General features: G+C 46.8%; 26 protein-coding genes and 2 pseudogenes. 16 read left to right on the forward strand and 12 right to left on the reverse strand.

Annotated features, from left to right (window positions below):
* Positions 1-437 precede the first annotated feature (437 nt).
* Positions 438-1043, reverse strand: a pseudogene (locus ACSTTG_RS22805) (recombinase family protein); the annotation flags it as partial.
* 661 nt (positions 1044-1704) lie between these two features.
* Between ACSTTG_RS22805 and ACSTTG_RS22810 the strand changes: the two are divergent.
* Positions 1705-1923, forward strand: coding sequence for a hypothetical protein (locus ACSTTG_RS22810; RefSeq protein ID WP_438461078.1), 219 nt, complete (start codon positions 1705-1707; stop codon positions 1921-1923).
* A 159-nt stretch (positions 1924-2082) separates the two neighbouring features.
* Positions 2083-3303 carry a GIY-YIG nuclease family protein gene (locus ACSTTG_RS22815; RefSeq protein WP_438476474.1) on the forward strand — a complete coding sequence of 407 codons (1221 nt, stop codon included), beginning with the start codon at positions 2083-2085 and terminating at the stop codon, positions 3301-3303.
* A gap of 511 nt (positions 3304-3814) precedes the next feature.
* On the opposite strand, the gene ACSTTG_RS22820 is transcribed toward ACSTTG_RS22815, so the two are convergent.
* The 8 genes from ACSTTG_RS22820 to ACSTTG_RS22855 form a co-directional block, all read right to left on the reverse strand.
* The gene (locus tag ACSTTG_RS22820; RefSeq protein ID WP_438476475.1) at positions 3815-4696 is read right to left on the reverse strand and encodes an ArdC family protein; all 882 of its coding nucleotides are present in this window, start codon (positions 4694-4696) and stop codon (positions 3815-3817) included.
* 112 nt (positions 4697-4808) lie between these two features.
* On the reverse strand, positions 4809-5231 hold the full coding sequence (locus tag ACSTTG_RS22825; protein WP_438476476.1) for a hypothetical protein: 423 nt from the start codon (positions 5229-5231) through the stop codon (positions 4809-4811).
* Positions 5232-5308: 77 nt separating this feature from the next.
* The gene (locus ACSTTG_RS22830) at positions 5309-5605 is read right to left on the reverse strand and encodes a hypothetical protein (RefSeq protein ID WP_438461074.1); all 297 of its coding nucleotides are present in this window, start codon (positions 5603-5605) and stop codon (positions 5309-5311) included.
* A gap of 75 nt (positions 5606-5680) precedes the next feature.
* Positions 5681-6094, reverse strand: coding sequence for an antirestriction protein (locus ACSTTG_RS22835; protein WP_438476478.1), 414 nt, complete (start codon positions 6092-6094; stop codon positions 5681-5683).
* A 268-nt stretch (positions 6095-6362) separates the two neighbouring features.
* Positions 6363-6779: an antirestriction protein gene (locus tag ACSTTG_RS22840; protein WP_438476480.1), complete on the reverse strand. Its 417-nt coding sequence runs from the start codon at positions 6777-6779 to the stop codon at positions 6363-6365.
* A 146-nt stretch (positions 6780-6925) separates the two neighbouring features.
* Positions 6926-7261 (reverse strand): hypothetical protein, encoded by a 336-nt coding sequence (locus ACSTTG_RS22845; RefSeq protein ID WP_438476481.1) that lies wholly within the window; start codon positions 7259-7261, stop codon positions 6926-6928.
* 46 nt (positions 7262-7307) lie between these two features.
* The gene (locus tag ACSTTG_RS22850) at positions 7308-7607 is read right to left on the reverse strand and encodes a hypothetical protein (RefSeq protein ID WP_438476482.1); all 300 of its coding nucleotides are present in this window, start codon (positions 7605-7607) and stop codon (positions 7308-7310) included.
* Between the two features lie 33 nt (positions 7608-7640).
* Positions 7641-8414, reverse strand: coding sequence for a ParA family protein (locus ACSTTG_RS22855; protein ID WP_438476483.1), 774 nt, complete (start codon positions 8412-8414; stop codon positions 7641-7643).
* A gap of 309 nt (positions 8415-8723) precedes the next feature.
* Here ACSTTG_RS22855 and ACSTTG_RS22860 point away from each other — a divergent pair.
* Positions 8724-8837 (forward strand): annotated as a pseudogene (locus ACSTTG_RS22860) (type II toxin-antitoxin system RelE/ParE family toxin); the annotation flags it as partial.
* 292 nt (positions 8838-9129) lie between these two features.
* Here ACSTTG_RS22860 and ACSTTG_RS22865 read toward each other — a convergent pair.
* Together ACSTTG_RS22865 and ACSTTG_RS22870 are read right to left on the reverse strand one after the other, a co-directional pair.
* The gene (locus tag ACSTTG_RS22865) at positions 9130-9375 is read right to left on the reverse strand and encodes a hypothetical protein (protein WP_438476484.1); all 246 of its coding nucleotides are present in this window, start codon (positions 9373-9375) and stop codon (positions 9130-9132) included.
* 2 nt (positions 9376-9377) lie between these two features.
* On the reverse strand, positions 9378-9545 hold the full coding sequence (locus ACSTTG_RS22870; protein ID WP_438476485.1) for a hypothetical protein: 168 nt from the start codon (positions 9543-9545) through the stop codon (positions 9378-9380).
* A gap of 215 nt (positions 9546-9760) precedes the next feature.
* Between ACSTTG_RS22870 and ACSTTG_RS22875 the strand changes: the two genes are divergently transcribed.
* The gene (locus tag ACSTTG_RS22875) at positions 9761-10846 is read left to right on the forward strand and encodes a coiled-coil domain-containing protein (protein WP_438476486.1); all 1086 of its coding nucleotides are present in this window, start codon (positions 9761-9763) and stop codon (positions 10844-10846) included.
* A 1120-nt stretch (positions 10847-11966) separates the two neighbouring features.
* Here ACSTTG_RS22875 and ACSTTG_RS22880 read toward each other — a convergent pair.
* Positions 11967-12800 (reverse strand): hypothetical protein, encoded by an 834-nt coding sequence (locus ACSTTG_RS22880; protein WP_438476487.1) that lies wholly within the window; start codon positions 12798-12800, stop codon positions 11967-11969.
* Between the two features lie 782 nt (positions 12801-13582).
* Here ACSTTG_RS22880 and ACSTTG_RS22885 point away from each other — a divergent pair.
* From ACSTTG_RS22885 to ACSTTG_RS22940, 12 genes are all read left to right on the forward strand, one after another.
* On the forward strand, positions 13583-13765 hold the full coding sequence (locus ACSTTG_RS22885) for a TraY domain-containing protein (RefSeq protein ID WP_438476489.1): 183 nt from the start codon (positions 13583-13585) through the stop codon (positions 13763-13765).
* A gap of 400 nt (positions 13766-14165) precedes the next feature.
* A complete protein-coding gene (locus tag ACSTTG_RS22890; RefSeq protein WP_438461061.1) occupies positions 14166-14564 on the forward strand; it encodes a hypothetical protein in 399 nt (132 codons plus the stop codon).
* A gap of 386 nt (positions 14565-14950) precedes the next feature.
* Positions 14951-15271, forward strand: a complete 321-nt coding sequence (locus ACSTTG_RS22895; protein WP_438476490.1) for a hypothetical protein — start codon at positions 14951-14953, stop codon at positions 15269-15271.
* A gap of 1 nt (position 15272) precedes the next feature.
* Entirely contained in the window at positions 15273-17774 is a 2502-nt protein-coding gene (locus tag ACSTTG_RS22900) for a VirB4 family type IV secretion system protein (protein ID WP_438476492.1), read from the forward strand.
* Positions 17775-17777: 3 nt separating this feature from the next.
* Positions 17778-18596 (forward strand): TrbJ/VirB5 family protein, encoded by an 819-nt coding sequence (locus ACSTTG_RS22905; protein WP_438461120.1) that lies wholly within the window; start codon positions 17778-17780, stop codon positions 18594-18596.
* Positions 18593-19528 (forward strand): hypothetical protein, encoded by a 936-nt coding sequence (locus tag ACSTTG_RS22910; protein WP_438461119.1) that lies wholly within the window; start codon positions 18593-18595, stop codon positions 19526-19528. The genes ACSTTG_RS22905 and ACSTTG_RS22910 overlap by 4 nt, the downstream gene beginning before the upstream one ends.
* A gap of 10 nt (positions 19529-19538) precedes the next feature.
* Positions 19539-20264 (forward strand): VirB8/TrbF family protein, encoded by a 726-nt coding sequence (locus ACSTTG_RS22915; protein ID WP_438461118.1) that lies wholly within the window; start codon positions 19539-19541, stop codon positions 20262-20264.
* Positions 20257-21117 (forward strand): TrbG/VirB9 family P-type conjugative transfer protein, encoded by an 861-nt coding sequence (locus ACSTTG_RS22920; protein ID WP_438461117.1) that lies wholly within the window; start codon positions 20257-20259, stop codon positions 21115-21117. Before ACSTTG_RS22915 ends, ACSTTG_RS22920 begins: the two co-directional genes overlap by 8 nt.
* Before the next feature lie 2 nt (positions 21118-21119).
* A complete protein-coding gene (locus ACSTTG_RS22925) occupies positions 21120-22400 on the forward strand; it encodes a TraB/TrbI/VirB10 family type IV secretion system protein (protein WP_438461116.1) in 1281 nt (426 codons plus the stop codon).
* Positions 22397-22765 carry a hypothetical protein gene (locus tag ACSTTG_RS22930; RefSeq protein ID WP_438461115.1) on the forward strand — a complete coding sequence of 123 codons (369 nt, stop codon included), beginning with the start codon at positions 22397-22399 and terminating at the stop codon, positions 22763-22765. The genes ACSTTG_RS22925 and ACSTTG_RS22930 overlap by 4 nt, the downstream gene beginning before the upstream one ends.
* Positions 22765-23505 (forward strand): hypothetical protein, encoded by a 741-nt coding sequence (locus ACSTTG_RS22935; protein WP_438461114.1) that lies wholly within the window; start codon positions 22765-22767, stop codon positions 23503-23505. The genes ACSTTG_RS22930 and ACSTTG_RS22935 overlap by 1 nt, the downstream gene beginning before the upstream one ends.
* The gene (locus ACSTTG_RS22940) at positions 23505-24947 is read left to right on the forward strand and encodes a type II secretion system protein GspD (protein WP_438461113.1); all 1443 of its coding nucleotides are present in this window, start codon (positions 23505-23507) and stop codon (positions 24945-24947) included. The genes ACSTTG_RS22935 and ACSTTG_RS22940 overlap by 1 nt, the downstream gene beginning before the upstream one ends.
* Positions 24948-24954: the final 7 nt, after the last annotated feature.

The raw sequence follows: 24954 nt of genomic DNA on the forward strand, positions 1-24954 counted from the left end.
CATCTGCCTTTAATTTCTAAGTGGGCGTGATACTGCTCATACGCGAGTCTTACGTTATCAGGAAGGCTCTCTAAGCCCTCTTCGCTAAGCTTGCGCTCGATACTCCGCATAGACCATCCGTTAAACAAAGGCTGCTCGTCAAACTGACTACCGTCATTCCAGACTGATGTTAATAAATCGAAACGCAGATCGTTACACTCATAGCGTGGGGTGCCCTTTCCATACGAGTTATTCAGTACTGGGTAACGACTCAGGTAATCCTCACAGATCGACAATCTCGCCAGTATACCTTTGAAAGTAAATCTCTCCTGTTTCGGTAGTGAGCGGAGTTCCGCCCAGAAGCGGTCGAGTATTTGCTTCTTATCCTCGCTATGGCCCCTTATCGCGGCTGGTACTTGCTGCCCATCCACTCGATCATTAACGTTCTCTGTACGCTCTTGTTGACTGACTCGCGTTACTGTTCGCTTAGATACACCCGCTAACTTAGCCGTTTCAGCAATACTCAACCCACTTGCACGTAAACGGCGGATCTGATCGTGCAATTCCAGGTTCGCTTGTCGGCCTTTGAGCTTACCTGCTAGTTTGGCCCTCTCTATCCCTTCAGCTTGGCGGCGGCGACGGTCAAGGTAGTCCTTACGAGCGATCGCTGCGAGCATATCAAGCATCATTTGATTTATGGCATTGAGCATTGCACCGGTGAACTCATCACTTAGCGCTGTTGAGAGTGCCAAATGCGATGTGGGCAAATCGAGGCTGATCACCTTAAGCTGTTTTTCACTGATAATGCTCTTTAGTTTGAGCCAATTAGCCTCATCAAGCCGAGAAAGTCGATCAACTTGCTCAATGAGTATTGCATCACCTGGCGCTGCTTCATCAAGTAAACGCATCAATTCTGGTCTTTGCAGACTAGCACCCGATACGTTTTCCCAATACCAACCAGCAACACGGTGCCCTTTTTCTGCCACAAACTCTAAAAGGCTGTTCTGTGCACGTTTTGCATCTTGCTCTACGGTTGAAGCTCTTAGATACCCAAAGATGTACATTTTTGCCCTTCTGTGTCATATAAGTTATGTCACATACAATAAGCCATATAGATTATGACATAAAGAAAAAACATTGGGAATGAGAGTGGTGTCACATGGGTATACTGAAATGACACAATGGAAGCAAGAAGCAGCAACCCGTTCAACTCGGCGTATCACTTCGTGCAGAATCTTAAAGAAGCGAAAAAAACCACCTGGCAAACACCAATGAGCGGCAAAGCTGCTGTTAAAAAAAGGTTGGGCCGGTTCGGCTTAGCCTATAATTCATACAATTACATTATTTAGCCCCAAAACCCAACTTGACATTATTTCAAGTTGAGAAAGCGCAAGTGGATGAAATATAACAAACTCTTTTTACCCCTCGTCTAACTCTCCTAAAAAATATTAGATACAAGTATTATTTACTTATATTAATCCCCACACAAAAACACTGTAAATTTTACTTGCACTTAGTACCACAAATAACAACCAATGAACAAACAAGAGGTGTCGTGCGTTTAAATTATTGATTTTAAACATAATTTGGATAAAATTAAGCCATATTTTCAAATAAGTAAAAAAACCACTTGCACAGCCATCCAAATAGATCGTAACCTATATTTAAGCCATCAAGATTGATGGTGATACATTCCAATACTAAAAAACATTTAAGAAGTACAAAATGACCAATAATAAAACCACCTCAGAGAAGGTAATTGTCGCCCTCCTTATAATCACAGCACTGCTGTGTACTCCCTTTATCGCTGTCAAATTATTCGAGCAAAAGGCGAGGTATGATTTTGTTGACAAGCAAACGTGCGAAGACAGCGAGTACACCCGTCCTAGCCTAGAAGCCTGTGCGCCCTATGTTCCCGAAGACCATGAGCTATATCAGCCGTAACTCTTCTACTACTCAGAACCCCCAAAGCTACGATTAACCGTGCCTTTGGGGGTAGCATGGTAATCCGACACAGATTTAACCAAGTAAATACATGGATGTTTGACGTATCATGATACATACGCAATAATCAACCTGTGTGTATCATGATACGGAGTGAAGATGTTCTTAACGTTCGGTGTAGCGCCTACGGGCGAATGGATAAGCATTGGAGAAACCAAGGCTGGGAAAACCGAATTGGTTTGTCCATTTTGCAAGCAACAACTTATTGCTCGAAAAGGGAAAATAAAGTCGCATCACTTTGCTCATCATGGAAATACGTGCCAGCTCTCTGAGAAGGCGTCTCAAAACACCCAACTCCCTACCATTGATCATTTTGAACTGCTCGACACTAATGAATTGAAATATCTAGAGCGTAGGCAACAGTATCAGCACAAAGATATTTACTCATGGGGAGGCGAGCGTCGAGCTATCGAAAGATTAGAGGCGATGCAAATCCTGTCTGTGGAGTATGAGGATACAAAAAACCAGAATGTTGTAGCAGTGACAGACAATCTACGAGCGCTGCGAAAAGGCTATATAAACGAAGCCGGTAAACCATCCCAAGCATTTATGGACATTTTAGAGGCACTGGAGCCCATCACAGGAAAAGGTTTAGCTGAATGTTGGCAGGATTCGAGAAAAGTTATAAAAACATCTATCAACCGCTCTTACCATACCAATAAACTTAGTAAGTTAAGCAAATTTGGTCATTTTGAGGCAGCTCAGCGCTACTGGCTTGATGCCTACTATCGCAAAATAGCGTTGCTTGAACCCGATTTTATTCCACTACTTGATGCGAAGTTGCGAGCACTGAATGAACAAAGTCTCTACGTATTTCTGTTTGAAATCGATATTGCAAACTGCCCAAAGAGAATCGTAAAGATTGGTATGACAACCCGACCAGTAGAACAGCGCTATAAGGAAGTGAAGGCCATGTTGCGATCGTATGGTAAAGTCACATCCAGTTCAATTTTAGCGACTAAACCGCTTTGTGGACGACTAGAGCGCCTATTGCATCATCACTTTGCTGATCAGTTCATTCCGCTCAAACAGCACCGAGAATTTTTCGCTCTCTCTGATGAGCAGATACAACAACTAGTAAACGACCTAAATCAAGCTGGAGATATAAAGCGTTACAATCCACCTGTTATAGCGCTAGCAAAAGAGATTAAAGCAGCCGGTCGTAAGAAGAAGACGGCAAACCAATTGCTGGCAGAGTATCCTCAGATTGTGGACTGCCTAGCTCGCGATTTAGGTATCCGCCCCACCGCACGGGAAACCGGAACCAGCGTCAACACGGTTCAAAAGGTTAAAGCTGCGCTCAACCAAAAGGATTGCTAAATGTTGGTATTCGTCACCAGGGCATCTTACTTGCCTCTTGGCAAACCAGGCACTAGGTAAATGCCTAATATTACCGAAAGCACTCAGCTCTCGACTAACTAACGGTGTTTAGTGCCGTTAATTATCACCGTGCAAGATCGCTTTAAATTCCTTAAGTTTCGATTTTCGTCGAGCCAAGCATTCCAAAGCCAATACCACAACTGGCTTAATCACAGACGACCCCGAAACTAGGTTATCAATTTGTTTACACTGATATTGTGTATGCGTGTAGCCCATTGCTTTCCCAAGCGATAGGTTATCATAGCCTAGTAAATCACGCACTTTCACAAATTGATGATGGTTCATTGGTTTTCTTCACTGTAGCAATTATTACTTGATGGTAATTGCCAAACTTCGCACTGTAAAGTGAGCACTTTGTTGCCTCTATCTCGAGATACAAAAAAACCCAACAATCATATGATTGTCGGGTTATTTTAGTGAGTTGAGAGTTTGTATCGAGACCAACAAACAGTTAGGCCGCGATTGATTCTGAGTCGTGATTTACGATTTCTACTAAATATTGGTGTGCCTTGGATGCAAAAGCAGCCGCTTTGAAAATATAACGTTTGTCATTTTCAAGCGCTTGCAACCAATTAGCAATATACGATTCGTGTTGAACATCACCAGAAAGCCCCAGATCAGCCATTAAGAAACAAGCACCTAACTCTGCGATCAATTCCTCAAACGCATAGTCTTTCGTACCAAATTGCCCTTTTAGATCGCGTTCTAAGCGGCTCTTATGCCCTGTCCAATGCACAAGCTCGTGCATGGCCGTGGCATACATATCCGCTTGCGAATGAAATCGCTCGCGAGCAGGTAACACGATACTGTCAGTGCTGGGTCGGTAGAAAGCCTTTTGACCTCCATAGACGATGTCAGCGTGTGTATCCGCAATAAAGCGCTCTATCTCCTCATCTTGCAAGATAGTACGCGGTTGCTCAGTGGTTGATGAATCAAAATCGATACCATCCACTTGATCCAAATTAAACACCGTGTAGGTCTTTAACATTGGATACACGTCTTTCTCGTCCGTCGCCCCTTTCTTCTCTACCATTTGATAGTAGAAAATTTTGGTGCCCTTTTCGCCTTTGCGAACTTGTCCTTTAAGCGCCTTAGCTTGTTTGAACGTAAGCCAGAACTCAGAAGAAAAGCCGCGCATCGCTGCACTCATCCACAATAGCATGATGTTCATGCCGTTATAGTGATTATGCGTCGATGCATTAACCGGCAAACCGGAAGCATTGGTGCGATCCCAGGGACACGTCCAAGGTTTCACGCCCGCTTTCAAAGCTTCAATAACCGCATTGGTGATTTCTTGGTAAAAGTCAGTTTTAGTGTTGGTGTTAGTAGCCATGGTGACCACTCCTTATGTTGATTTAGCAAAAATGGAAATGTTGCTAGTCAACTGGCATCGCCAGTTGGACTGGCAATGCCACACTGCGAAAGCAGTGAGAGTGGTAAAAACGTTAACCTAAGTACTGTTCATACTCGGCTTTTGTGTCGATAGCGCGTGAAAGATCACAGTGAGGACACTCTGTAGAAGCTGCCCCATCGCGCGTAATATGTAACAACAACGGATTGTTACATAAAGTGCAATGATCAGACGATTTTGGGATCACCAAAGAAGCAAAGCCACTTTGCTCAAGCTCGACTAGTGGCAGCATCCAATAGGTGTTTTCTTCCGTAAAGTCTGTGATCACCCATTCCTCGTTAACCAAACACCAGACGAAATAGATTTCTACACGTTCCGGTGATACAAACGGGTTTGGATCGCAAACTAATGACACATACGCCTTTAGCTTTAAATGGTAATGAGTAGCAACTATCGATGGCTTGTCAGCTAAGATCTGTGAAACGTTTACTACTTGATTATTGGTAGTTGATGGCATCAGTTATCCCTCTTCAAAAAGTAATCAGAGGATTCCCGCTAGGGATTCCTCCCTAGCTATAGCTTTGCGGTTGGTTATCAGTCGAAAACTACGTCAGCAACATTCAGTTCTCGATGAGATACCTCAGTGACAATAAAGCCAACTCGATTAACCCAACGAAACCCTTGAGAGATGATCCAAACATCTTCATCACTGCTGTCACTCTCTATGACTGTCCAAACATATCGAGGGTCTGTTTTAGGCAACAGATCAATCGACCTTACCTCGAACAGAATGTTGATATCATCGACAAGCATTCCACCTAATCCGTCAGGATTCGGTAACGGTTTGAACGTGTCATACCATTGCTCAAAACTCATAGATTCCTCATTCATTTGGCCCATACCTCTAATTCATATCAAATAAAAAGAGGAACCCCGCTAGGGATTCCTCCCTAGCTTTCAAGTCAATTAATCGGCTATCGCCTCGATTTTCTCGCGTTCAGGATGTGATTTCACATACTGGTCGAGAAGGTGGACAAGCACTGACAGACGATTCATCTCTACCTTGTCATCGTCTCGCCAAGCAACCATTGCGACGGCTGACAATGTGATATGAGTGATACAGATGCCTGCGGCTTCTGCTGTCATTTGAACAGGCTCACACCGACTTGGGTTTTTGAGCACCAAAGATTGATCGAGTTTAGGGTAGGCAAATTTTCCACCGTTGCTTAACTCAACAAATTCCCAGTAACCACCGTCATAACCATCACATATGTTGCGTGCAAAATTAAACATTGCAGACTCAAAGTGAATGTATTGACTGGTAATAGAAGGGAAAAACCCTGGACGTTCCGCTATGGGAACAATTGATGCAGTAATCATAGCGACTACCTCATGTTGATGGATTGCAAGCGATGCTGGCAATCTTAATCTTGGGTTGGACACCACTCGATTAAGAATGGTGACATCGCCAAGATTGCAACTACTGATGAGCTGCCCATTAACTGTACGAAATTAGACAGTTATGGTCAATATTTCCTCTGGATTGTTTGTGAAAATGCCAACCATAATAATCGATGCCCATAAAAAACCCCGGCATCGAAAGATAAACCGGGGCAATTTAATGAGTAATGTATTGGTGCACGACATATCAATTGCAAATAGCCGCCATCAAGTCGCTTTCAGAATGTTCTTGAGCAAACTTTTCTAGCAAGTTGTGCTCAATCGCTATCTCGTCAACTTTCGCTAAGTCCTGCTGTTTGTATGCTTCATACGCAAGGCGCTCTAATGCCAGAAGGCTAAAACAAATGCCAGCAGCATTAAGTGACATACGCACAGGCGTGCGATGTTTAGGGTGCCACAGAGTAACGAAATCATTATGACAAGCAGGTTGAAGATATCTGCCACCATTACTTAACTCAACCCAGAGCCAGGTTCTTTTCGGCTCAGTAACCGAGTAAGCGATTTGTTGTGACACTGTAGAGCAAAATTGCTCAAATCGAGAATCGCAATACGATGCTGAAAATTCGTCGGCACGACTAAGTGGTAAGTATGTTGATGTGATCATGGTGATTGCCTCGCATTGATGGATTGACAAAATAGGCTGACAATCATAATCTGGGCATGGACACCACTCGATTATGAATGGCGTAGCCTAAGATTAACAACTTCTGAAGAGCTGCCTTTTCAATGTACGAGAATGAAAAACACCAGTCAATGACTGGTGTTTTTTTGTCTGGCAAAAACGTTACCAAACTCAATGTTTGTCCCACCGTTTTCAATGTGTGACTCATAACGCCTCTCAGCACGAATTTTGGCAATCAGTAACGTTTGCCTTTCATCGCTGCTACGCCTATTTGATTCATCACCTGGCTCGCCAACCAGCGTGCGTTTGAAGTCTTCATGTTTTCCGAGTATGTACATATCACTGAGTAATTCATCGACCGTTTGATAGACCTTACTACAAAAATTCGCTTTCAACTCATCTAACTGTGAGCCGTCATCATGAAACACTCGCCCCTTGATATGATATAAATCCTTACCTTTCATAATCAGGCCTCATCACGCGTAACATGTATTACATATGTAATACATGTTACGCCATTTTGTCTATATGCGCTGCAAGCTTAGCATCGTCAATGTCTTCTCTCATGAGTAACAGCGCTCGCATTAGTTTTGCTGGTGATACTTTTCTATTTAATGCCGTAAGTTCACTTACATCATCCACCCAGTCCATCACCTCTTTCTTATCGTTTCGTGATAGTCGTAAGGAAATAGGCGGCACTTGGTATGTTGTATCATTGCGCTGCTTAACCGTGGTAATGGGTGCACGATTTTCTCCCCTCTCACCAGTGACTATTAATTTTTTCTTATTTTTCGGTATCAATTTTGCCATACTGAACCCTGTCAAATGTGTATTACCTATGTATTACATAGAGTTTAGTGCTCGTATCTCTTTCGCTAGTGACGAATAATCGTTGTTTGCCAAAGAGCCTTTTTTGTAAAAGCGTAGAGGCATTGATACTGCACTTGCTTGACCTATATCCTCAGAACGTCTAATCACAGTTTTTAAGGTATTCTCAGAAACTTCCCTTAACTCTTCATCAATAAACTCATTGATCAATCGATTGCGGCTATCAACCTCATTACGTAAGAATCGATAATCAAACCCTTCCTCTTTGATCTCTTCAACTGCCTCAAGCAAAGGTGTGACACCATCTAAGCTAAATGCGCCCGAGTCAATAGGTATCAAATTTAGCCTGGCGGATTCAATCGCGTTTAAGGCTGTCAAAGAGAGATTTGGGGGGGTATCTAATATAACAAAATCAAACGTCTCGGTAAGCTTTGCGAGTCCGCGGCTTAAAATTCGTTCTCGATTAATTTTAGTCAATGAGGTCTCAATGATTCGGGACAACTGGAAGTCTGCTGGGATCACGTACAAGTTATCAATTTCAGCATCATTGCATACAGCTGGCTTTATGAGTGAATCAAGCCCTACGGCTTTAGGCTTATCGAAAAAAGCAGCAATTGTTTCTTCAAACTCATAGTCACTAGCGCCCAATAGTACCTTTGAACAGTTACCTTGAGGATCAAGATCAATCACCAACACCTTGTGTTTTCGACATAATTCAGATGACAGGTTAATGGCCGTGGTTGATTTCCCAACCCCACCTTTTTGATTAGCAATATTAATGATATGCATAGCGCCTCCATGTGTATGACCTGTGTATTACATATAAATATCGAGTAATGCACATTTATGTATTACCTATGTAATACACAATACTACCAACCTTAACGATGTGCAAGTCATTATGTGTAATACATAGGTAATACATATAATTTATAGATCAAACTTCCTACTGAGGTAGACACAACTCGGAGCTATGTATTACACATGTATGACACAAAGGAAAAGAGATCGTATCGAACTAAGCTACGAGCACCAGAGCGAGTCTGGAAGCACAATTGAAGTCGGTTGAGGATGAAATAGACAAGATCATTAAGGTACACGTGGATTGAAGACAAATTGGAGTTGTACCTACTAAATATAGGCTCCCACGAAAACTTCTACCAGAAGGCAAAGGGGCAGCGAAAAAGCGACCTTAAGCTAATCAACTCATAGATGAAGAGAGCCAGGGGAGGCAACGAACCTGGCTATATCGCTCGAATTGTCTCCCAATCAACAAAGATACGACCCTGATATTTGATGCAAGGGTAGGGGATAGTGAAATGCACCTCATGACCACAGTGTGTACATTTGTGGGGGAGTTGGTTGTGCGGCTGTATTCGAGTGCCGTCTGCGTTGTAGTGATAAACCCCATTGTGACAACGTTCGCATGGATAATCGACGCGCTCGACGCCGTGAGCGGGCCGATACACATAGGGGGCTTTAGAGTGTGCCATCTGTTTGTTCGCTACCGTGTCGTTGCGAGCTGTAGCGCATCACAATAACGCTCCTGAGCCAGCAAGTCATCGAGGTTTTCAACTTTAACCTTAATCACTTTCTTCTCTTCGTCGGTAATACCTGCATCTAAGTTGAGTGCAAACTTGACCGCATCGGCAGCCGCAAGAGCTTGGTTTTTACATGCCGCCTGATCACTAGCCGCAATGGAACTCGACGAAACGAACGCGAGCGCTGCAATAATAGTCACTTTTAACATAGTCATTCCTTATCAATTAAAGTGTTGTGGATAAGCAAAGCTTCAACCACGTCCAATCTTAATGAAACCTGGTCATCACCACTTGCTTTTGCGTGCTCCAAAGCAGATTGAGCTTGCTCAAAAGCCCGCTCAATCTCTGATGCCAAATCACCAACTTCACCTGTCGTCATCAACCTAATTCCTTCTTCCCAACCCAGCAAATAACCGCGCTATTACTAGATAATGTACATCGGCATCCAAAAATATCCATCATATTGTGTTTTCTAATCAAAAGTATGTGCGATGACTCGAAAAACAGCTAAGTTTGTTTGTTATGTTTGTTATGTTTGTTTGTTATGTTTGTTTGTATTACAATGAATGTATTGACCGGATAGGAGAGAACGCCATGAGACCCAAAAGTTACACTGACACGCAATTAATCGAAGCTGCTAACCTACTTATCGCCGAAGGCAAAGCAGTTAACGGTGCCTCTTTACGTAAAAAAGTTGGAAATGGCCGTCCAGATGCGCTTTTAAGTGACTATGAGCGTTTAAGCAAAAGTGGACAGATCACCATCTTGATCCCATCCGAGTCCGAAAGTAATGATGTCGTACACCAGGAGTTGCCACCCGAAATAGCTGATCGGCTAAATGTATTTCTAGCCGATATCACAGAGATGGTTGAATCCATTAATGACCATGCTCACCATACTGTAGAGGGACGCTTGAACACGGCTATCGCCGAGGCGAACACAAGAGCCTCAGAAGCGGCAAAACGAGAAGCAGAGTCGTTACAAGAACAAGAAAAAGCGTTTGATGAGCTAGAGGATACTTTAGACAAGCTCGCTGAAGCAGAGGCGCAATATCAAGAGCTTCAAGACAAAACCAACCAAATCGCTTCTGATCTGAAAGTGTCACAAAGCGAAACTAAATCAGCCCTGGCCGATATCCAAGAGCGCGATCAGCTTATTGAAAAGCTAGAATCTGAGCTTCAAGCTCATCGCCTAGCGTTGAGCGAAGCACAAACAGCGACGGCCATGGCTCAAGGACAAGCCGCGACACTAGAGACTCAAAATACGGAGCTAAAATCACTGTTAAACACCGAACGTGAGCACCTGAAGCAAACTGAAATCACCAACGGTCAGCTCGCATCAAATAATAATAACCTTGAACAACAAGTCTCAGAGCTAACGGCCCGAGTTGAACAAACGCAAGATAGCTTACAAACCAGTGAGAAAGCCCTGGCGAAACAGCAAGCAGATAACCAATCGTTAGTTAATGAAGTAAACCGCTTGAAAGAGTCACTAGAAGAAAATCAAAGTGAGAATAACCAGTTGCAACAGGCGATCGGCGAGGCCAACACCACGGCTAAACTTCTCAAAGAACGATTAGAAGACGAGGCCCAAGCGCATAAAACAGACTTAGAAGCGTTGAGAACCTTAGAAAAGCAAAACGCTAAATTGGAAGCTCAGAACCAGGACAAGAAACAGTAGTTACAAGGTCACTCACAGTATATTAAACCGAGGCTCGAAAAATTTTGTTAAACCCTCTCAGAGTTTGACGAAATTTTTGAGCAACCAACGGAGCCTTAGCGAGGCGGTAGTTCATTTCGACGTTTTAGCCTCTACCTACCTAAAACCGTCTGTTAGTCATACAAAGACATCGACAAAAAATACTCGCCGTAGCTTGCAATGCATCACCTAGAGTCAAATCAATATGCGCTCCAAACTGCCGCGCCCAAAGGGCTTGCCCGCGATGAGCCTCGTATGACTAGCGGCCTATCGGCCTGACGTCACACTCATTCATCGCATTGGTGTATAGAGTCCATATCATCATGCGATAAGTACCATTTTGTTATCAATCTCTTTTGCGCCCAGAAGCGCACCCACTGAAGGTAACACGCGCTCTAAACCAAGCCGCGCAGCGATAAGCAATGCGCTTGCGCAAGCGAGGCACCAAGCCGCTCGATGCGGTTAGATAGACCACTGAACGTCTTCGGCGCGGTTAGTTGCACAGTCCATGATTCGATTTTGCCTATCCCTCCTGCTAGACCTCGCGAAGCGAAAATGGCTAGGTGATTTAGTTGAAGTCTTCAATAAGGTTCGAGTGAATGATCCACTAGTTTGTCGTATATCTAGAAAGCCTGATGGTCGAATGACAAAAGAAATGTTCAGCGCAGACAGCAAGATCGATGTTCTTGAATCGTTTGATAGGGTGGGGCTGTCTGTCATCAAAACCTCGATGACGTTTGAGTGATCGTGGTGGTTATTGTTTTGATGTGAGTACCTTTGAGCGAAGCGATAGATTTGCTTTTGCTTAAATATTTATCTTTATATTTATCTATATACAAAGTCTTAATACGTAGTCTTCCTAAGCACTCTGCCTTAATGATATACATTTTTGAACTAACTTCTTAGCTCACTTTCTTGCACCATCTTTTGTGTGGAAAACTGAATTGGGGACGGATCGCCCTCTGAGTTTAAAATCAGCAGGTAAAATCATTGGAAATGGTCGATGTAAACACAACCGAGATAGCGGAAAATACGTAAAATGAGGGTGGTATGACTCTACAGGCGTGCGAATGCCTCCGCTTTCGCGGATAAATGGCCAAATCTAGTGGGGGTAGAGTTGCTCAGCAATAGCCTGGGTATGGAAAATATGCGCGGTAACGTCCGCAATTTCATTCAGCTTTGTGCTGTTGTAGATCTCTTGAACTAACTCACTCAGCGCACGACGGCTTATCCAATGAAAAAGGTTGCCCTTTTCATGTTGTCGTTTACGAGTTTTAACGATCAGCTTACAGATGTTTGAGTAACGCACGACTTTAAGATCGTTAAAAAACTTTCCAGTTAATTGCTTGTAAGCGGGGGCACTTCGGATCTCACCTTCCTCATCGACTCGTACGTTGATACGTTCAGACGTCAAGTAACCCGCGCGTTTAAGGTACTTCAATGCCTTGCCCAGTGAGTTAGGGGAAATGACTTCACCAAAGCGAAGCGCATAATCTTCTTCAACTTGGTTCCAACTGATGGTTTTCATCCCGGCCTCGGTCGGCTCACCAATCCGCCCACCAATTAAATCTGTATTCGGTAAAATACAAGCGAGAACGCGGGCAATAAGACGGCGGCATTGAATGTTATTGATGCCATCACCGCCCCAGGCATACAGTGCCGCGAAGCGTTTTTTATTATCAATCAGCTCTTCACAGGCTTTTAAGATAAAGGCAAACTCAGTCGGCAACTCCTCGACTTCACCATCACGGCGAATACGTCGTTTGGAAAAACCAACTTTAAACGGTGTCTTAGGCTTTTTCGCTTGTTCACGCTCTACCACCGATTTATGCAAATCAGCTAATTGCTGTTTTCTGGCTTTGCGTTTGGCACGATAGCGCGCTTCAGTCTGCGCTTTTTGCTGGGCTTTATCGAGGTTGAGGTTACTCGTTTTCATTAGACACACCCTCGCCAATGCCGATATCTAAACGTACTGAATGCACGTAAGACCATCGATATTTGGGGTAAGCAGTGTGTAATGCGAGTATAGACGCGCACCCATGGTGCACTAAGTTGTGACAAGTCATAGTCGATATCCTGTAAGATTTTGGGAGTGCTTCGGGTGCTAAACCAAAACACGTTCTCTTCAATCTACTCGATAAGGCTTGAAAGATCAAGCTCTTGAATGACAGGCACAAAAAAGCCACCGACTTACAGGAACGGTGGCTTGTTTGCGAATGCTATCACGTCAGATTAGCGGTCTGACACATTCTACAATTTGAAAAAATACACTACATAGTGAACTATGTAGCTAGTGCCATATGTAATGCACTCTTACTATCAAATTGTTATCAACATTATACGTCAACGACGGGCGATAAAGCAACTTTCCGCAAAAAAAAATCAATTTTTATCATGTTTTTTTATTCGTCGTCTCTTTTATGAGATAAGTCACATAAGTCATTGAAATATACGTTAAATTATTTCGATTTGTTAAATGATATAACTATCCATTACACCTGTTAACGTGACGAGCTTCATGTTGTGTTACAGACCACCACTAGTTAAATAGTTGCACACATATTGCACAACAATGCAACAAATGGTAAAAATGAACGTGCGCAAAGTTTGACTGCGCTGCAAAACAGTAACTTAAAACCTTGACATGCTTGTATTTACGCTCGTCACAACTATAGACTTTTACTGAACTTAAAAACACAGCTGTAGAGTGTCTATCAAATGAAAAAAAGTGAAAGTGATGAAAGAAAAAGCACGACGGTTAATGTTGTACTTGACTATGAAACAAACAGAAAGCTAGACGATGCTGCTCAAGCGAGCGGAAGAACTAAACGAAAGGAAGCCGCAGCAAGGCTGAAACATCATTTAGAGCATTTTGAAGGTACCTGGTCACGGATGGACTAAACCGTACGTAAACAAATAGAAGTAACGGCCTCACACATCGTTGCTTTTATTTTTGACTTATTCGATCCACCTTCTGTGCACCATATGTAGCGATTGTGTTAACAGAAGTATCATAAGTGTTACTGGCAAATTATCTGTGTGGCAAAGCGCTAAGAAGGGCGCAGGGGCGAATCCTAATAAAATCGAGCGTTTACACATTGGACGCAGACCGTATCGAAACCGGGAACACAATGTATTAGGCTATAAACCACACAACTAAGCCAGGTTAAATCTGCTGTCTTAGCCAGATCGATAATGACCGTCCATTATCACAAGCAGTATGACGGTAGCGGCACGGCACGTGTCGCTTTCTTATGGGTTTTTGTACCCGAGAGTCCATAAGAAAAGGAGTGCAATCACTATGGAAATTATATACGGACTATTTGAGTCTTCATCACCCACATCAATCATTGATGTTCGTCACCAACTTCGATTCATTACCCATCATTCAATTCTTCCAATTGTTCAAAGCAAAGTCCTCGAGGTCGATAAGGCCACTAAACGGGTCGCATTTGCCGCTCTAGCACACGACGATGAAAGCCCGGAACTGAACCAGTGGATTGAAACATCTCGAGGCCAGGTAAAATTTACTCGTAAACGTCGCCCAATCTTGATGAAAAAGTTACCACCTCTGCCGATAACAGCCAGCTTGACGGCTCGCCGTCGCCGTTTTCGCAAAGAGAATAATCGAGTGATGACCGAGAAGAATTGGAAGCAATTTATTATTCGTAAGCACGCCCCGGAGGTCTCTACCTCTTAGGCGCACCACATAGGAGGAACTATCGACGCTACACAAACCACGCATAACCCTCAACTCACGATCCAAACCGCTTTACACGACAACATCTCAACCCTCTTTGGGCTACCTCTTCCAATCTTTGCTTTCGCGCTGCTCATCTCTGGCACCTGCCTTGGGCTACTGATCCACATACTCGGCACCTTACTGGGTCTTGCACTGAGTACGCTCGTTATGCTCGCGGTGTTTATGCCTTTGCGCGTGATCCACCGAAACGATGTCCATGCCTGGAAGCTTTGGATTAAAGCCGGGAGAACGCCCCGACTTAGCTCAAATACCTTGACGGAAAGGCCCGTTTTTATCGTGAAAAATCATCAACATCTAACCTTTCAACAATGGAGATCCCATCAATGAAAAACCAATTACAGCGGTACTATTGGTTGTTTTTTGCAAGTCTGCTCACCCACCCAGCCTATGCCAATATCAGCCTGGGTGGTTCAACGACTGGCGTTTTTGGCAAGATGACTAAGTTCATGCAAGACATCGTCAATTTTTTAGGGGGCGCAGGAACCATGTTTGTTGTGTTCCTATCGTTTGCCGGTGCGATTGGGCTTTGGGTGATCTCACCCAAAAGTGGCGGTGCGGCGATAGCCTGGGCATTTCGCGCTGGGATAGGCGCGATTGGGCTGTTTGGCATGGCGACCTTGCTGACTTGGATTAAGGCGTTTTAATATGACTGCGCTCAACTCACTTATCCCAACGTATGCCGGTCTAAACAACGCTACGTTAACGCATTTTGGCAGTGTGATTGGTGCCTTATCGATAAGTGGTGTTGAGCCAGTATCGCTGAGTCACCATGACAAATGCACCCTGACTCAATTAATCCGCAACGTTCTGCAACGCTTACCGTTCAATACGTCATTGAGTCAGTACTATTTTCACATGCCAAGTCGTCCTATTGAATTTAAGCCTCGCGCCAACGCGAAAGCACAATTGGTCTCCGAGCGCCGCGCACACTTTTTGAACAACACGCGAGAGCTCTACGAATCACGGCTCTACTGGGTGCTCGAAGTCCAGTCACAGACGCAATACGATGATGCTGACTCGTCGTTTATCCATCTCTTGTTCGGTGCTTTGTTTGACAAAAACAAACGTCGCCAGCTCAAAGATAAACTCTCTTACTCTCATGCACTGCTTATCGAAGAGCAGGACTTAATGCAGCGGTTAGAGTTACTTGATGATGCGCTGGAGAACCTCAACACCGGGTTGTGTTTCCGTTCATTCAGTAATACTCGGCTCTCTGAGGATGAGTTATTTCACCTGCAAAAAGCCTTAGTGTGGTTGAGCCCCGAGTACCTCTTTAGCCAAGCAGCGGCCCCCCACTGTGATTGGGACAGCTTCTTATCAGGGGTCGAAGTCACGCCCATCGTCAAAGACTCTGTACACTATCTGCGCATCACCGACAGTGATACACGCTACGCTCGGATCGCGTGTGTGCAAGGTTGTGGCCTCAAGCGCGTTCCTGAAGCGGCCTGGATTAGTGACCTCAATCCGGTGTTAGAGCGGGGGAATTACCTCTATTTCACCCGTTTTACCCCCTTCACCAAAACGGCCCGGCGCTCGATGGTGTCGAGCAAAGAAAACGATTTATATCGCTCGCAAATCAAGATTATCGACATGCTCTCGGGAAATGCCGATCAAGGCACCATGTTGCAGCGGATGAAAGATAACCCGCAGCTAAAAGAAGTCCTTGATCAGCTCGAAGCCATCAATAACGACCCGGATAATTACGGCGATTGGGTCTCCTATGTGGTGGTGATCGAGTCCAGCATTGACGCGGTCAAAGAGCGCGTTAAACGACTACGTAGCGTGCTCGAAAACTCCGATTTTCACCTTCATTGGGAAAACATCGGCCTACTCGATGCCTATGAGACCCTCATGCTTGGCAGTGCCCAAAAGCCGATACGCGCCGCCGAAATCAACACCACCCAAGCCGCCGCGCTTTCGCTGTTTTATCGCAGCCAGGAAGGGGTGCCGGTTTGGGACTTTGGCTTGAAACAAGAAGAGGCCATCTATGTGCTTGAAAGTAATGATGGTGTGCCGTTTCATTACACCCCCTTTGTAGGTGACAAATGCTTAGTGATTGGGGTTGGGCCAACGCGAAGTGGAAAAACCTTTTTTAAACTCTGCATCGCCACCCACTTTCTAAAACTGGGCGGCATGTATTGCGCGATGGATGTCGATGAAGGCAGTGAGCCCTTAGCAAACTTCTTTCGTGAAGACAGTTCGGTGTTTTGTCTGAAAGATGCCGCGACCACCAAAGGCTTTAACCCTTTTGCGATGAGCTACGGCAAAGGTGACGATGCCTTTATGCGTCATATGATGGACTTGATCAGACTGATGCTGGCAATGAATGAAGCCGAAGACTTGCGCTCACTCTCATCGGATGAACAACTTGAACTTGAGGCGGCGATCAACCAAACCATGCAACAGACCGGCCCGCTGCGCTCGTTCTCCGCCATGCTGGGTCAATGCTCACCCGGGGTTTGCCAAAAGCTGCATAAATTTCGACGTGGGCAGGTCTACGGCAACCTGTTCGACAATGATGAGGATGCCATCGGCGTATTGGAAAAACCTTACTCGGTGTACAACGTTCAGGGCGTCAAAGACTCTCCAGCCTTAGCGCAACTCGTCAACACGGAAATTTTCTTTCGCAGTGTGCGCCTATTTGAGAACCCCAAATACCGCACCCGCGCCAAGTTTCTTGATGTCGATGAAGCTCAATACGTGCTCACGAAACCGGGCGCAGCTGACTTTCTCATCGCCAAAGCACGAACCTGGTTTAAGCACGGTGGCGGCATGGGATTTTGGACACAATCACCAAAGCACTATTCCTCACTCGAAGAGTGGTCAACGCTGCGCAGCGCAGCGACCACCTTTGTGTTTATGAGCGATCCCGAAATGAGCAAGGTCGAGTACCAGTACGCCTTTCCATTTCTCAGCGATGGTGAGTGCGACATCATCATGGGCCTCAAGCCTAAGCAACAGGCGTTCATTAAACAAATGGATATCAACATCGCCAAAGTGGTCAATCTGCACGTCGAGGATGAGCAATACGTCATCGCGACCTCTCGCCCACATGAAGCCGAGATTGCCAAACAGATCTTTGCCACTGAGCCAGATGAACACAAAGCGATTGATATGGCCGTCAACGCCATCAAACGAAGGAGCTGACTAATGACCCCTCCCCCTCTGAAACGAACCCTGATCACACTGGCGATAGCCGTCCAGCTTAGCTCTATACCCAATGTGAATGCCACGGGCTTTCCCACCATCGATGGTGCCAACCTAATCCAATCGTTGATTGAGTACATGACGGTGCTTAAGGAATACGAACAGATGCTCCAGCAAACGGGATTATCCGCAAACCAATTGCTCACCTTGATTGAACAGTATGAGCAGACCTTGCGTGAATATGACGTGCTACTCAATCAGGTTGCCCAATTAGAACATAAGATTGCGCGGCGCGACTACAACGGCATCGTTAAAGAAGGTCGAAAACTGTACGACGAATACGGCGGTCGGTATGGTGATGATTCAACCACCAACACCGACCAAGTAGTGCGTCGTCATGGCGAGATGACACAAAAGGACGAGCTGGAAACGCTCAGTCACGAAACCTTTGGCTATGTGCCGGATGACATCTCTCAATCGTATCTGTTTGCCAACGATGCCAACACCAATGAGCGAATGCGCGAGCATCTTCAAGGGCGTAACCGGCAGAATCAAGACGACATTGCGCACCTCGATTCGCTTCGCACTGATTTAGGCGATCAAAGTGAACTCGCTACCTTGCAATTGCTGGTAGAGCAAAATCAAGTGCTACTCAACCAAATATCGACGCTTACTGACTTGCAAATGGCGAGCTTTACCAATAACAACAACGCGTTACAACAAAGCTCTCAAGCTGAATATCGGGCTCATATCGAGCGCTTGAAGCGCATCAAGTATGAGAATGAAAATCCGATTGAGATAGATGAGAGGTCACTGCGATGAGTACAACCACGGTATATCGCGAAGCCTTTACCCACTCCATCAACTTATACATCGATGACTTGGTGAATCATCCCGAGATTGGAAACTTTACTCTCATTCTGACCGCCGTGTTTGTGTTGATTTTATTCTTTCTCGAAGTCTCAAAGTTCATGTTGACCGGCTTTGAGCTAGAGAGTCATATCCAGTCTGCGTTCATGGTGTTCTTCACTCTGGCGTTTTTAAAAGGTTTCCCCACGGCTTTCGATATCGCCTATGAAACCCTCGACAATTTAGGGCTGCTGTTTCTCAAAGTTGGCACTGGCAATACCGATCCTTTCTTTCTGTCTAAGTTCGTCTCGAAAACCCTCGCTTACATTAATCCACCGGACACGAGCATTTTTAACATGGCCGCGAGTGATTTACTGCTGGCCGGGGTTTGGTGGATTGTGTCGATGTTATTGCAACTGGTCATGATGCTGGTCGCGGCGTGGGCAACCTGGACACTGGCCCTGGGCAAGATGCTGGGCGTGCTGTTTATCCCCATGTTGATTTTGCCAGCCACTCGCCCGGTCTTTGACGGTTGGCTTAAGTTTGTGGTCGGCAGTCTGATGCTACTTGTCACCCTACGCGCGGCGGGGGTGCTGGTTGGCTTAGGGTTCCGCGCGCAATATATCGCTGTGGGGGTACTCAACTGCACGGGGACAGGGTTCAACACTTGCACCTTTGTCGCCAAAGGCAGTGCTTCGGTTGCGATGCGCTATTGGTCAGAGTTGATCGTCACCATGGTGATTGGCATCGCACTGGTGATCTCCTGTATCGGTATTACCCAAGCGATGGTGGGGGGCGCAGCCTCGCCAAGTAAAGCGGTCGGACGCGGCGCGGGGCAACTCGCCGGAAAGGCCGCCAATATGCAAATGATGAAAAGCCTTTTTGCTCGATTTATGAAATCTTAAGGGGTTCACTATGGACGACGTTGTCAACACATGCGACGACACGCAACCCACACCACAAGCCCCCTTGATAGCCCAACTCAGAAGTGAACGAAACCGTTGGTTTTTCGCCACACTTGGCAGTTTTGGGCTGATAGGGCTGCTTACCCTTTTCTGTTGGTACGCCTTTTCTAAAGCCGAAACCAACAAAGAAATTGTCTACGTCAAACTGGCGCCCAACGGCACATGGTCAGTGATTGATTACCAGCCTCAAGATAGCCAGTTGTACTACAAAACCACCATCGATTCAGCGCTAGAGCGATTCGTGATTGCACGATACCAACTCCACCCGGCCACGATTAACCGAGATTGGGGGGAAGCGATGGTGTTCATGGGGGCAGATCTTCGCACTCATTTCTTATCACCTGATGGGTTTAATGCGCGGGGCAAGATGGCCGCACTGCAAAAAAACACCACCCAAACCGATATCACTATCCGCTCTGTGGAGCACTACGACAGCGTAGAGTGGCAAAGTGATGCGCAATCGGTTGGGCAAGCGATCCGTAGCAACATCTATTTTTCCCGCACTCGAAACCCTGAAAGTAAGTCATCGAAACCCGAAGCCCTAGTGCTCAATGTGCAATGGCGACTGGTCGATAAGAGCACGCTGACCAATCGCAGCATCGATGAGATCCGTGTCAATCCAATAGGGGTTGAGATATTAACCACCCGACTGACTAAGGAGCGCAGCAGTGACTAAATTCCTGATTGGGTTATTGTGCTTGTTCAGTGCATCCAGCTTGGCAAGTACATGCAAGCCCATCAAGCACAAGGATGGCGAAATCATCCAAATACACAGTGCCCTGCGACTTGGGGGGCGCATTCAACTTCCTTCTAACCTCATCAGTCAACCTATTGTGTCTAACCCGCACCTGTGGGACGTGGATGGGATCGTTGGCACCAACCAAGTGTTTTTGAAACCCAACTCTGAGCTAAGTGAAGGGGAAAAAACCCTGATCTACGCCGTTACCGAAGATGGCAAGGTGTACGACATCGAAGCCACACGAACCAGCGCCAAAGCCAACCAACCGTGTGTGATGATCAACGGCGGCTCACGCATTTTTGAGCCAGGACAACAGTCGGCCATCACGCAGTTTGTTACCCAGCGAAAGCCCGTTCAACCGACTGGCCCCGATCCCCGCTTTGCAGACCAAAGCCAACGCATCCGAGCGCTCGAAGCTCAGCTTAAGCAAGAGCGTGAAAACGCTGAGCAGCGCATCAAGCAGTCGGTCGTCGATGCGTTAAAGAAATATCAATATCGCATCTACACCCGTTATGAATGGAATGAGGGTAAACACTTTGTGGGCCGCAATACCATCGCTGACGTGTACGACGATGGTCAATTTACCTATATCCGTCTTGCCAACCCAAACCGGGGGATATTGAGCGTCGAGACCATGATTGCGGGCCATCAAGCCATTGCGCCCACCCAGTACATCGACAGCTATGGCATGTACAAAGTGACCGGCATTTACCCGCGTTTCACCTTGCGCGTGGATAACGTCAAGGTTGAGGTCAATCGTCGCGATAACCGAACCAAAGGGAATACCTGATCATGAGCGATGAAACTGAGAGCCAAGAGAATGAAGTCAATGCGGGCCAAAAAATCAAAGTCTATGTCTTTGGCGGGCTTGTCTTAGTCTCGTTACTGTTTGGCGTTGCCGCCCTGGCAGAAAGAATGCAAACCAAACCGACGGCGCAAGAGCCGGGCACAAGTACCTCTGCCGAAACGCAAAATCAGCCGACCGATGTCGTCGCGACCACGTTCGAGAATGTGGTGGTGCCGAGAGAGGACGCGATTGATACCTTTGCCACGCCAGATAAGGAGCCCAAAGGCGTCAATGTCGAAAGCATGGTTCGCCAGGTTATCCCATCGGCGATGGATAATGAGGTTGCAGCGTTTGAAAGTGCCGAATATAAGCGAGCGGTGTTATCGGCCCGGTCGAGTTGGAACCTGACCCGCCCGGCGGTGGCCACCGCCCCAGCGCCCGAGCCCCCTCCACAGGCAGTGCCAGCCACCCTGACCGGGCAACGCGAAGACCTGCTATCCACCGAAGAGCAGCGGTTAATGATTGCTGAGCGGATGAGGCAGATGCAAGTCCTCAAGCAGCAAATCCAAAGCGGCGACTACTCCGCGTTCGATCCGACGCAACAGAGTGAGCAACTTCAAGAATTGCAGCAAAGCTTTTCGCCGCCGCCCACCGATATCGTCGGGTTCACTGAAGAGAATATTTATAACGCTTCTACCGAAGGGCTGTTAAAAGTGCCGATTGGCTCGATCATCCCTGCCGTCACAATGACGATGGCGAGCAGCGATAATCCCGGCACCTTTAAAGCGCTGGTCTCCCAAGACATCTTTGATGTGGATCAGGAGTATGTGCTTATTCCCAAAGGGGCTGAGGTGATCATGCGCAGTGTGCGTATCCAAGGCATCAATGAGCCCATCAATCCACGCATTGGCACCACCGTGCCGTGGATAGTCCTGCCCAACGGCAACAAAATTGATCTGTCCAAAAGCTCGGGACTGGATCGCGCGGGACTCTCTGGCCTAAGCGACCAGGTCGATAGGCACTTACTCGAACAGTTCTTAGGCGTGGCCGCATATGCCTTGGTGGCGAACAGTACCAGCCCCTATCAAGGCTCAAGCAGTGACAGTGACATGACCTACAGCGGGGAGGTCGCTCAAGGCGTCCGTGATCAACTTGCCCCTGTCGCTCAAAAGTACTTGAGCTTAACGCCCACTAACACCATCCGAACAGGACAAAGTATGAACGTCATTGTGGAAAACGAACTTTATCTTAAGCCCTGGCGGCACATCTATGAGGATTACCTATGATAAAAATACACTCCATCGCGTTAGCCACATTAAGCTTATGGATAGCCTGTGCTAACGCGGCCCCCCCTTTGCTCCCCGAAGTCGATACGCTGCAAGTCTCGGTGAGAACCATTTACCCCCCTGAACTCACAAAAGTCCATGAAGCGGTGGACTGGCTCGTCGAGCCACTCGGTTACCACGTCGTGACCGACTACCCCGCACCGGATAGCGCCAAGATGTTGCTCAATCGCCCCATCCCTACGGTTGCCAAAATGCACCGCACGATGCCGGTCACTCACGCCGTTCAACTGCTGATTGGGGAAGACAACACCATCATCGTAGACAGAAAACACCGTTTAATTACGGTGGCAAGGGGAAGACAATAATGCCAAATAAAACCTTATTGGCGGTGGCGTTGACCACCGTCCTAGCCGGGTGTGCGGGCACGCCCGAGTACACCGGCCAAGGCGAGTACTTTGAACTGTACAGCATCAACCTGGTCGAGCGAGATTTGTCGGTATTCAAGCCGACACAAATCGTCACCACCCACCCAGCCATCGCCCAACCCGCGCCCAAGCCCAAACCGAAAGCCGCCGTGCCCACGTATACCGTGCGCCCTGGTGAACGCTATCAAGCCGCTATCGTACGTTGGCTTCGTGACGATGAGGGGTATTTTCAAATTGCTTGGTCAATGAGTCACCATCATTCCAGCGTTGTTGATCAAGTGAGTGAATCCGCCCTCTCGTTTGAGGGCAGTCTGAAAAAAGCCGTCAGCTTGCTGTCGATACACTTAGACATCCCACTCAACATCATCATTGATGAGCAGCACAAAGTCGCGGGCGTGTTTGATTTTGATGGCGATGCTCGGATCACCCATGTGACCGGCAGAACCATCCGCTCGGTCACTGAGCGCGTGGTGCGCAACTATGGCCTGAGATGGAACAACACCGACGACTTTTCTCGCAGTTGGTTGGCCCAAGATGATTTCGAATTTGGCGCTGATTATTACCTGCTGACCAAGAAAAATGACATTGAAACCGCCTTGGCGACCGTGCTTGATGAGTACCCACTCTACTCAAGCATTGTGGAGTCCACCGGGCAAGTCATTATCCAAGAGGAACTCTAATGAAAAAATTAATACTCAGTGGGCTATGTTTTTTGGCCGTGCTACTTGGCTGTGCCAGTCAAGAGTATGAAGACAACCTGGTGGCTAACCAGGAAGTTTCACAAACCATTGCCGATTACACCGAAGCGGCCCACAACCCCAAAGTCTCCTACATCACCAAACCCCCCATCGAAATCACCCCCGTCAGACAAGCTTACGACCGCGCCTGGATGCATGAGACGTTGACCATCAATGCAGTGAACCGGCCTTTGGCGATTGTGATTGAAGAAGTGATGGACGGCACCGGCGTGCCCATCTTCTTTGCCGAGGACATCAAGCCAAACTTAGGGGTCACCCTTAATTTTTCGGGTAATCGTGGCAATGTTCTTAACCTCATCGCCCGTGAGACCGGCTACGGTGTGGAAATCAACAATGAGCGCCTCGAGATCAGCCGCTCAATCACGCGCGTGTTTACCCTCAACATCCCCACCGGGGAGATGACCGGCCAGTTAGGCTCGCAAGGCAACGCCACCGGAAAGGATGAGGTGCGCATTGAGGGCCAATACCTCAACGTTAAGTTCGATAAAGTTCAGGTCATCAAAGAGGTGGCGGATACCATCCGCAACGTCATCAAGACCGAAACCGATGAGCACAGTTCGGTGACCGAATCGGGCAACACAGCCACAGTGATTGTGCGCACCACCGCAGACAAAATGAAAATGGTGGAGGACATCATCGACCACTATCAAGATCAGCTCTCCAAACAGGTCTTACTCGATATTCAGATCATCGAATTTGAATCGAATCTGGGTACTGAGCGCGGGGTTGATTGGAATATTGTGCGCGAAACCGGGCAAGGCTTTTTGCAATTTTTCCTACCCGGCACCAACACGGTGTCACAGTCTGCCGGTTATGGCCTGGCCTTTACCGGCACGGGCAAGTGGGACGGGACAGAAGCCTTTGTAAAAGTGCTTGAAAAACAGGGCTCAGTCTCAACCCAAACCCCGGTGACGGCGATGGTGCTCAATAACCAGCCCGCCAAAATCACTCAACAGCGCCTAGTGCCCTTTATCTATGAAGCATCGAGCGAAAGCAGCGAGGGCGTGGTGAGCGCCAGTGTCACGCGAAGTGAAGAGGCGGAAGGTATTGACATGATGGTAGTGACCAACGTCCAACCTGACTATGTGTGGTTGCGTATTTCGGGCCAACTGCAAAAAATTGTCGCTGAGGAAACCAAACAAGTTCAGCAAATTGACCTTGGTTTTCTGACGCGCCAAAAGTCGGAAATCACCTTTGTCAATAAACTGCGCTACGGCCAAACCTATGTGATTGCTTCGGTGAAACAGACATCGAGAGTCACAGAAAGGACAGAAAGTTTTTGGCTTCCCTGGCTCGGTGGCACCGGCTCGAAGAACACCACCATCGAAACGTTGGTGCTTCTGACGCCACGTAAAGCGCAGTAAGGGGGAG

Source organism: Vibrio glycogenivorans, assembly GCF_051660965.1.
Lineage (GTDB): Bacteria > Pseudomonadota > Gammaproteobacteria > Enterobacterales > Vibrionaceae > Vibrio.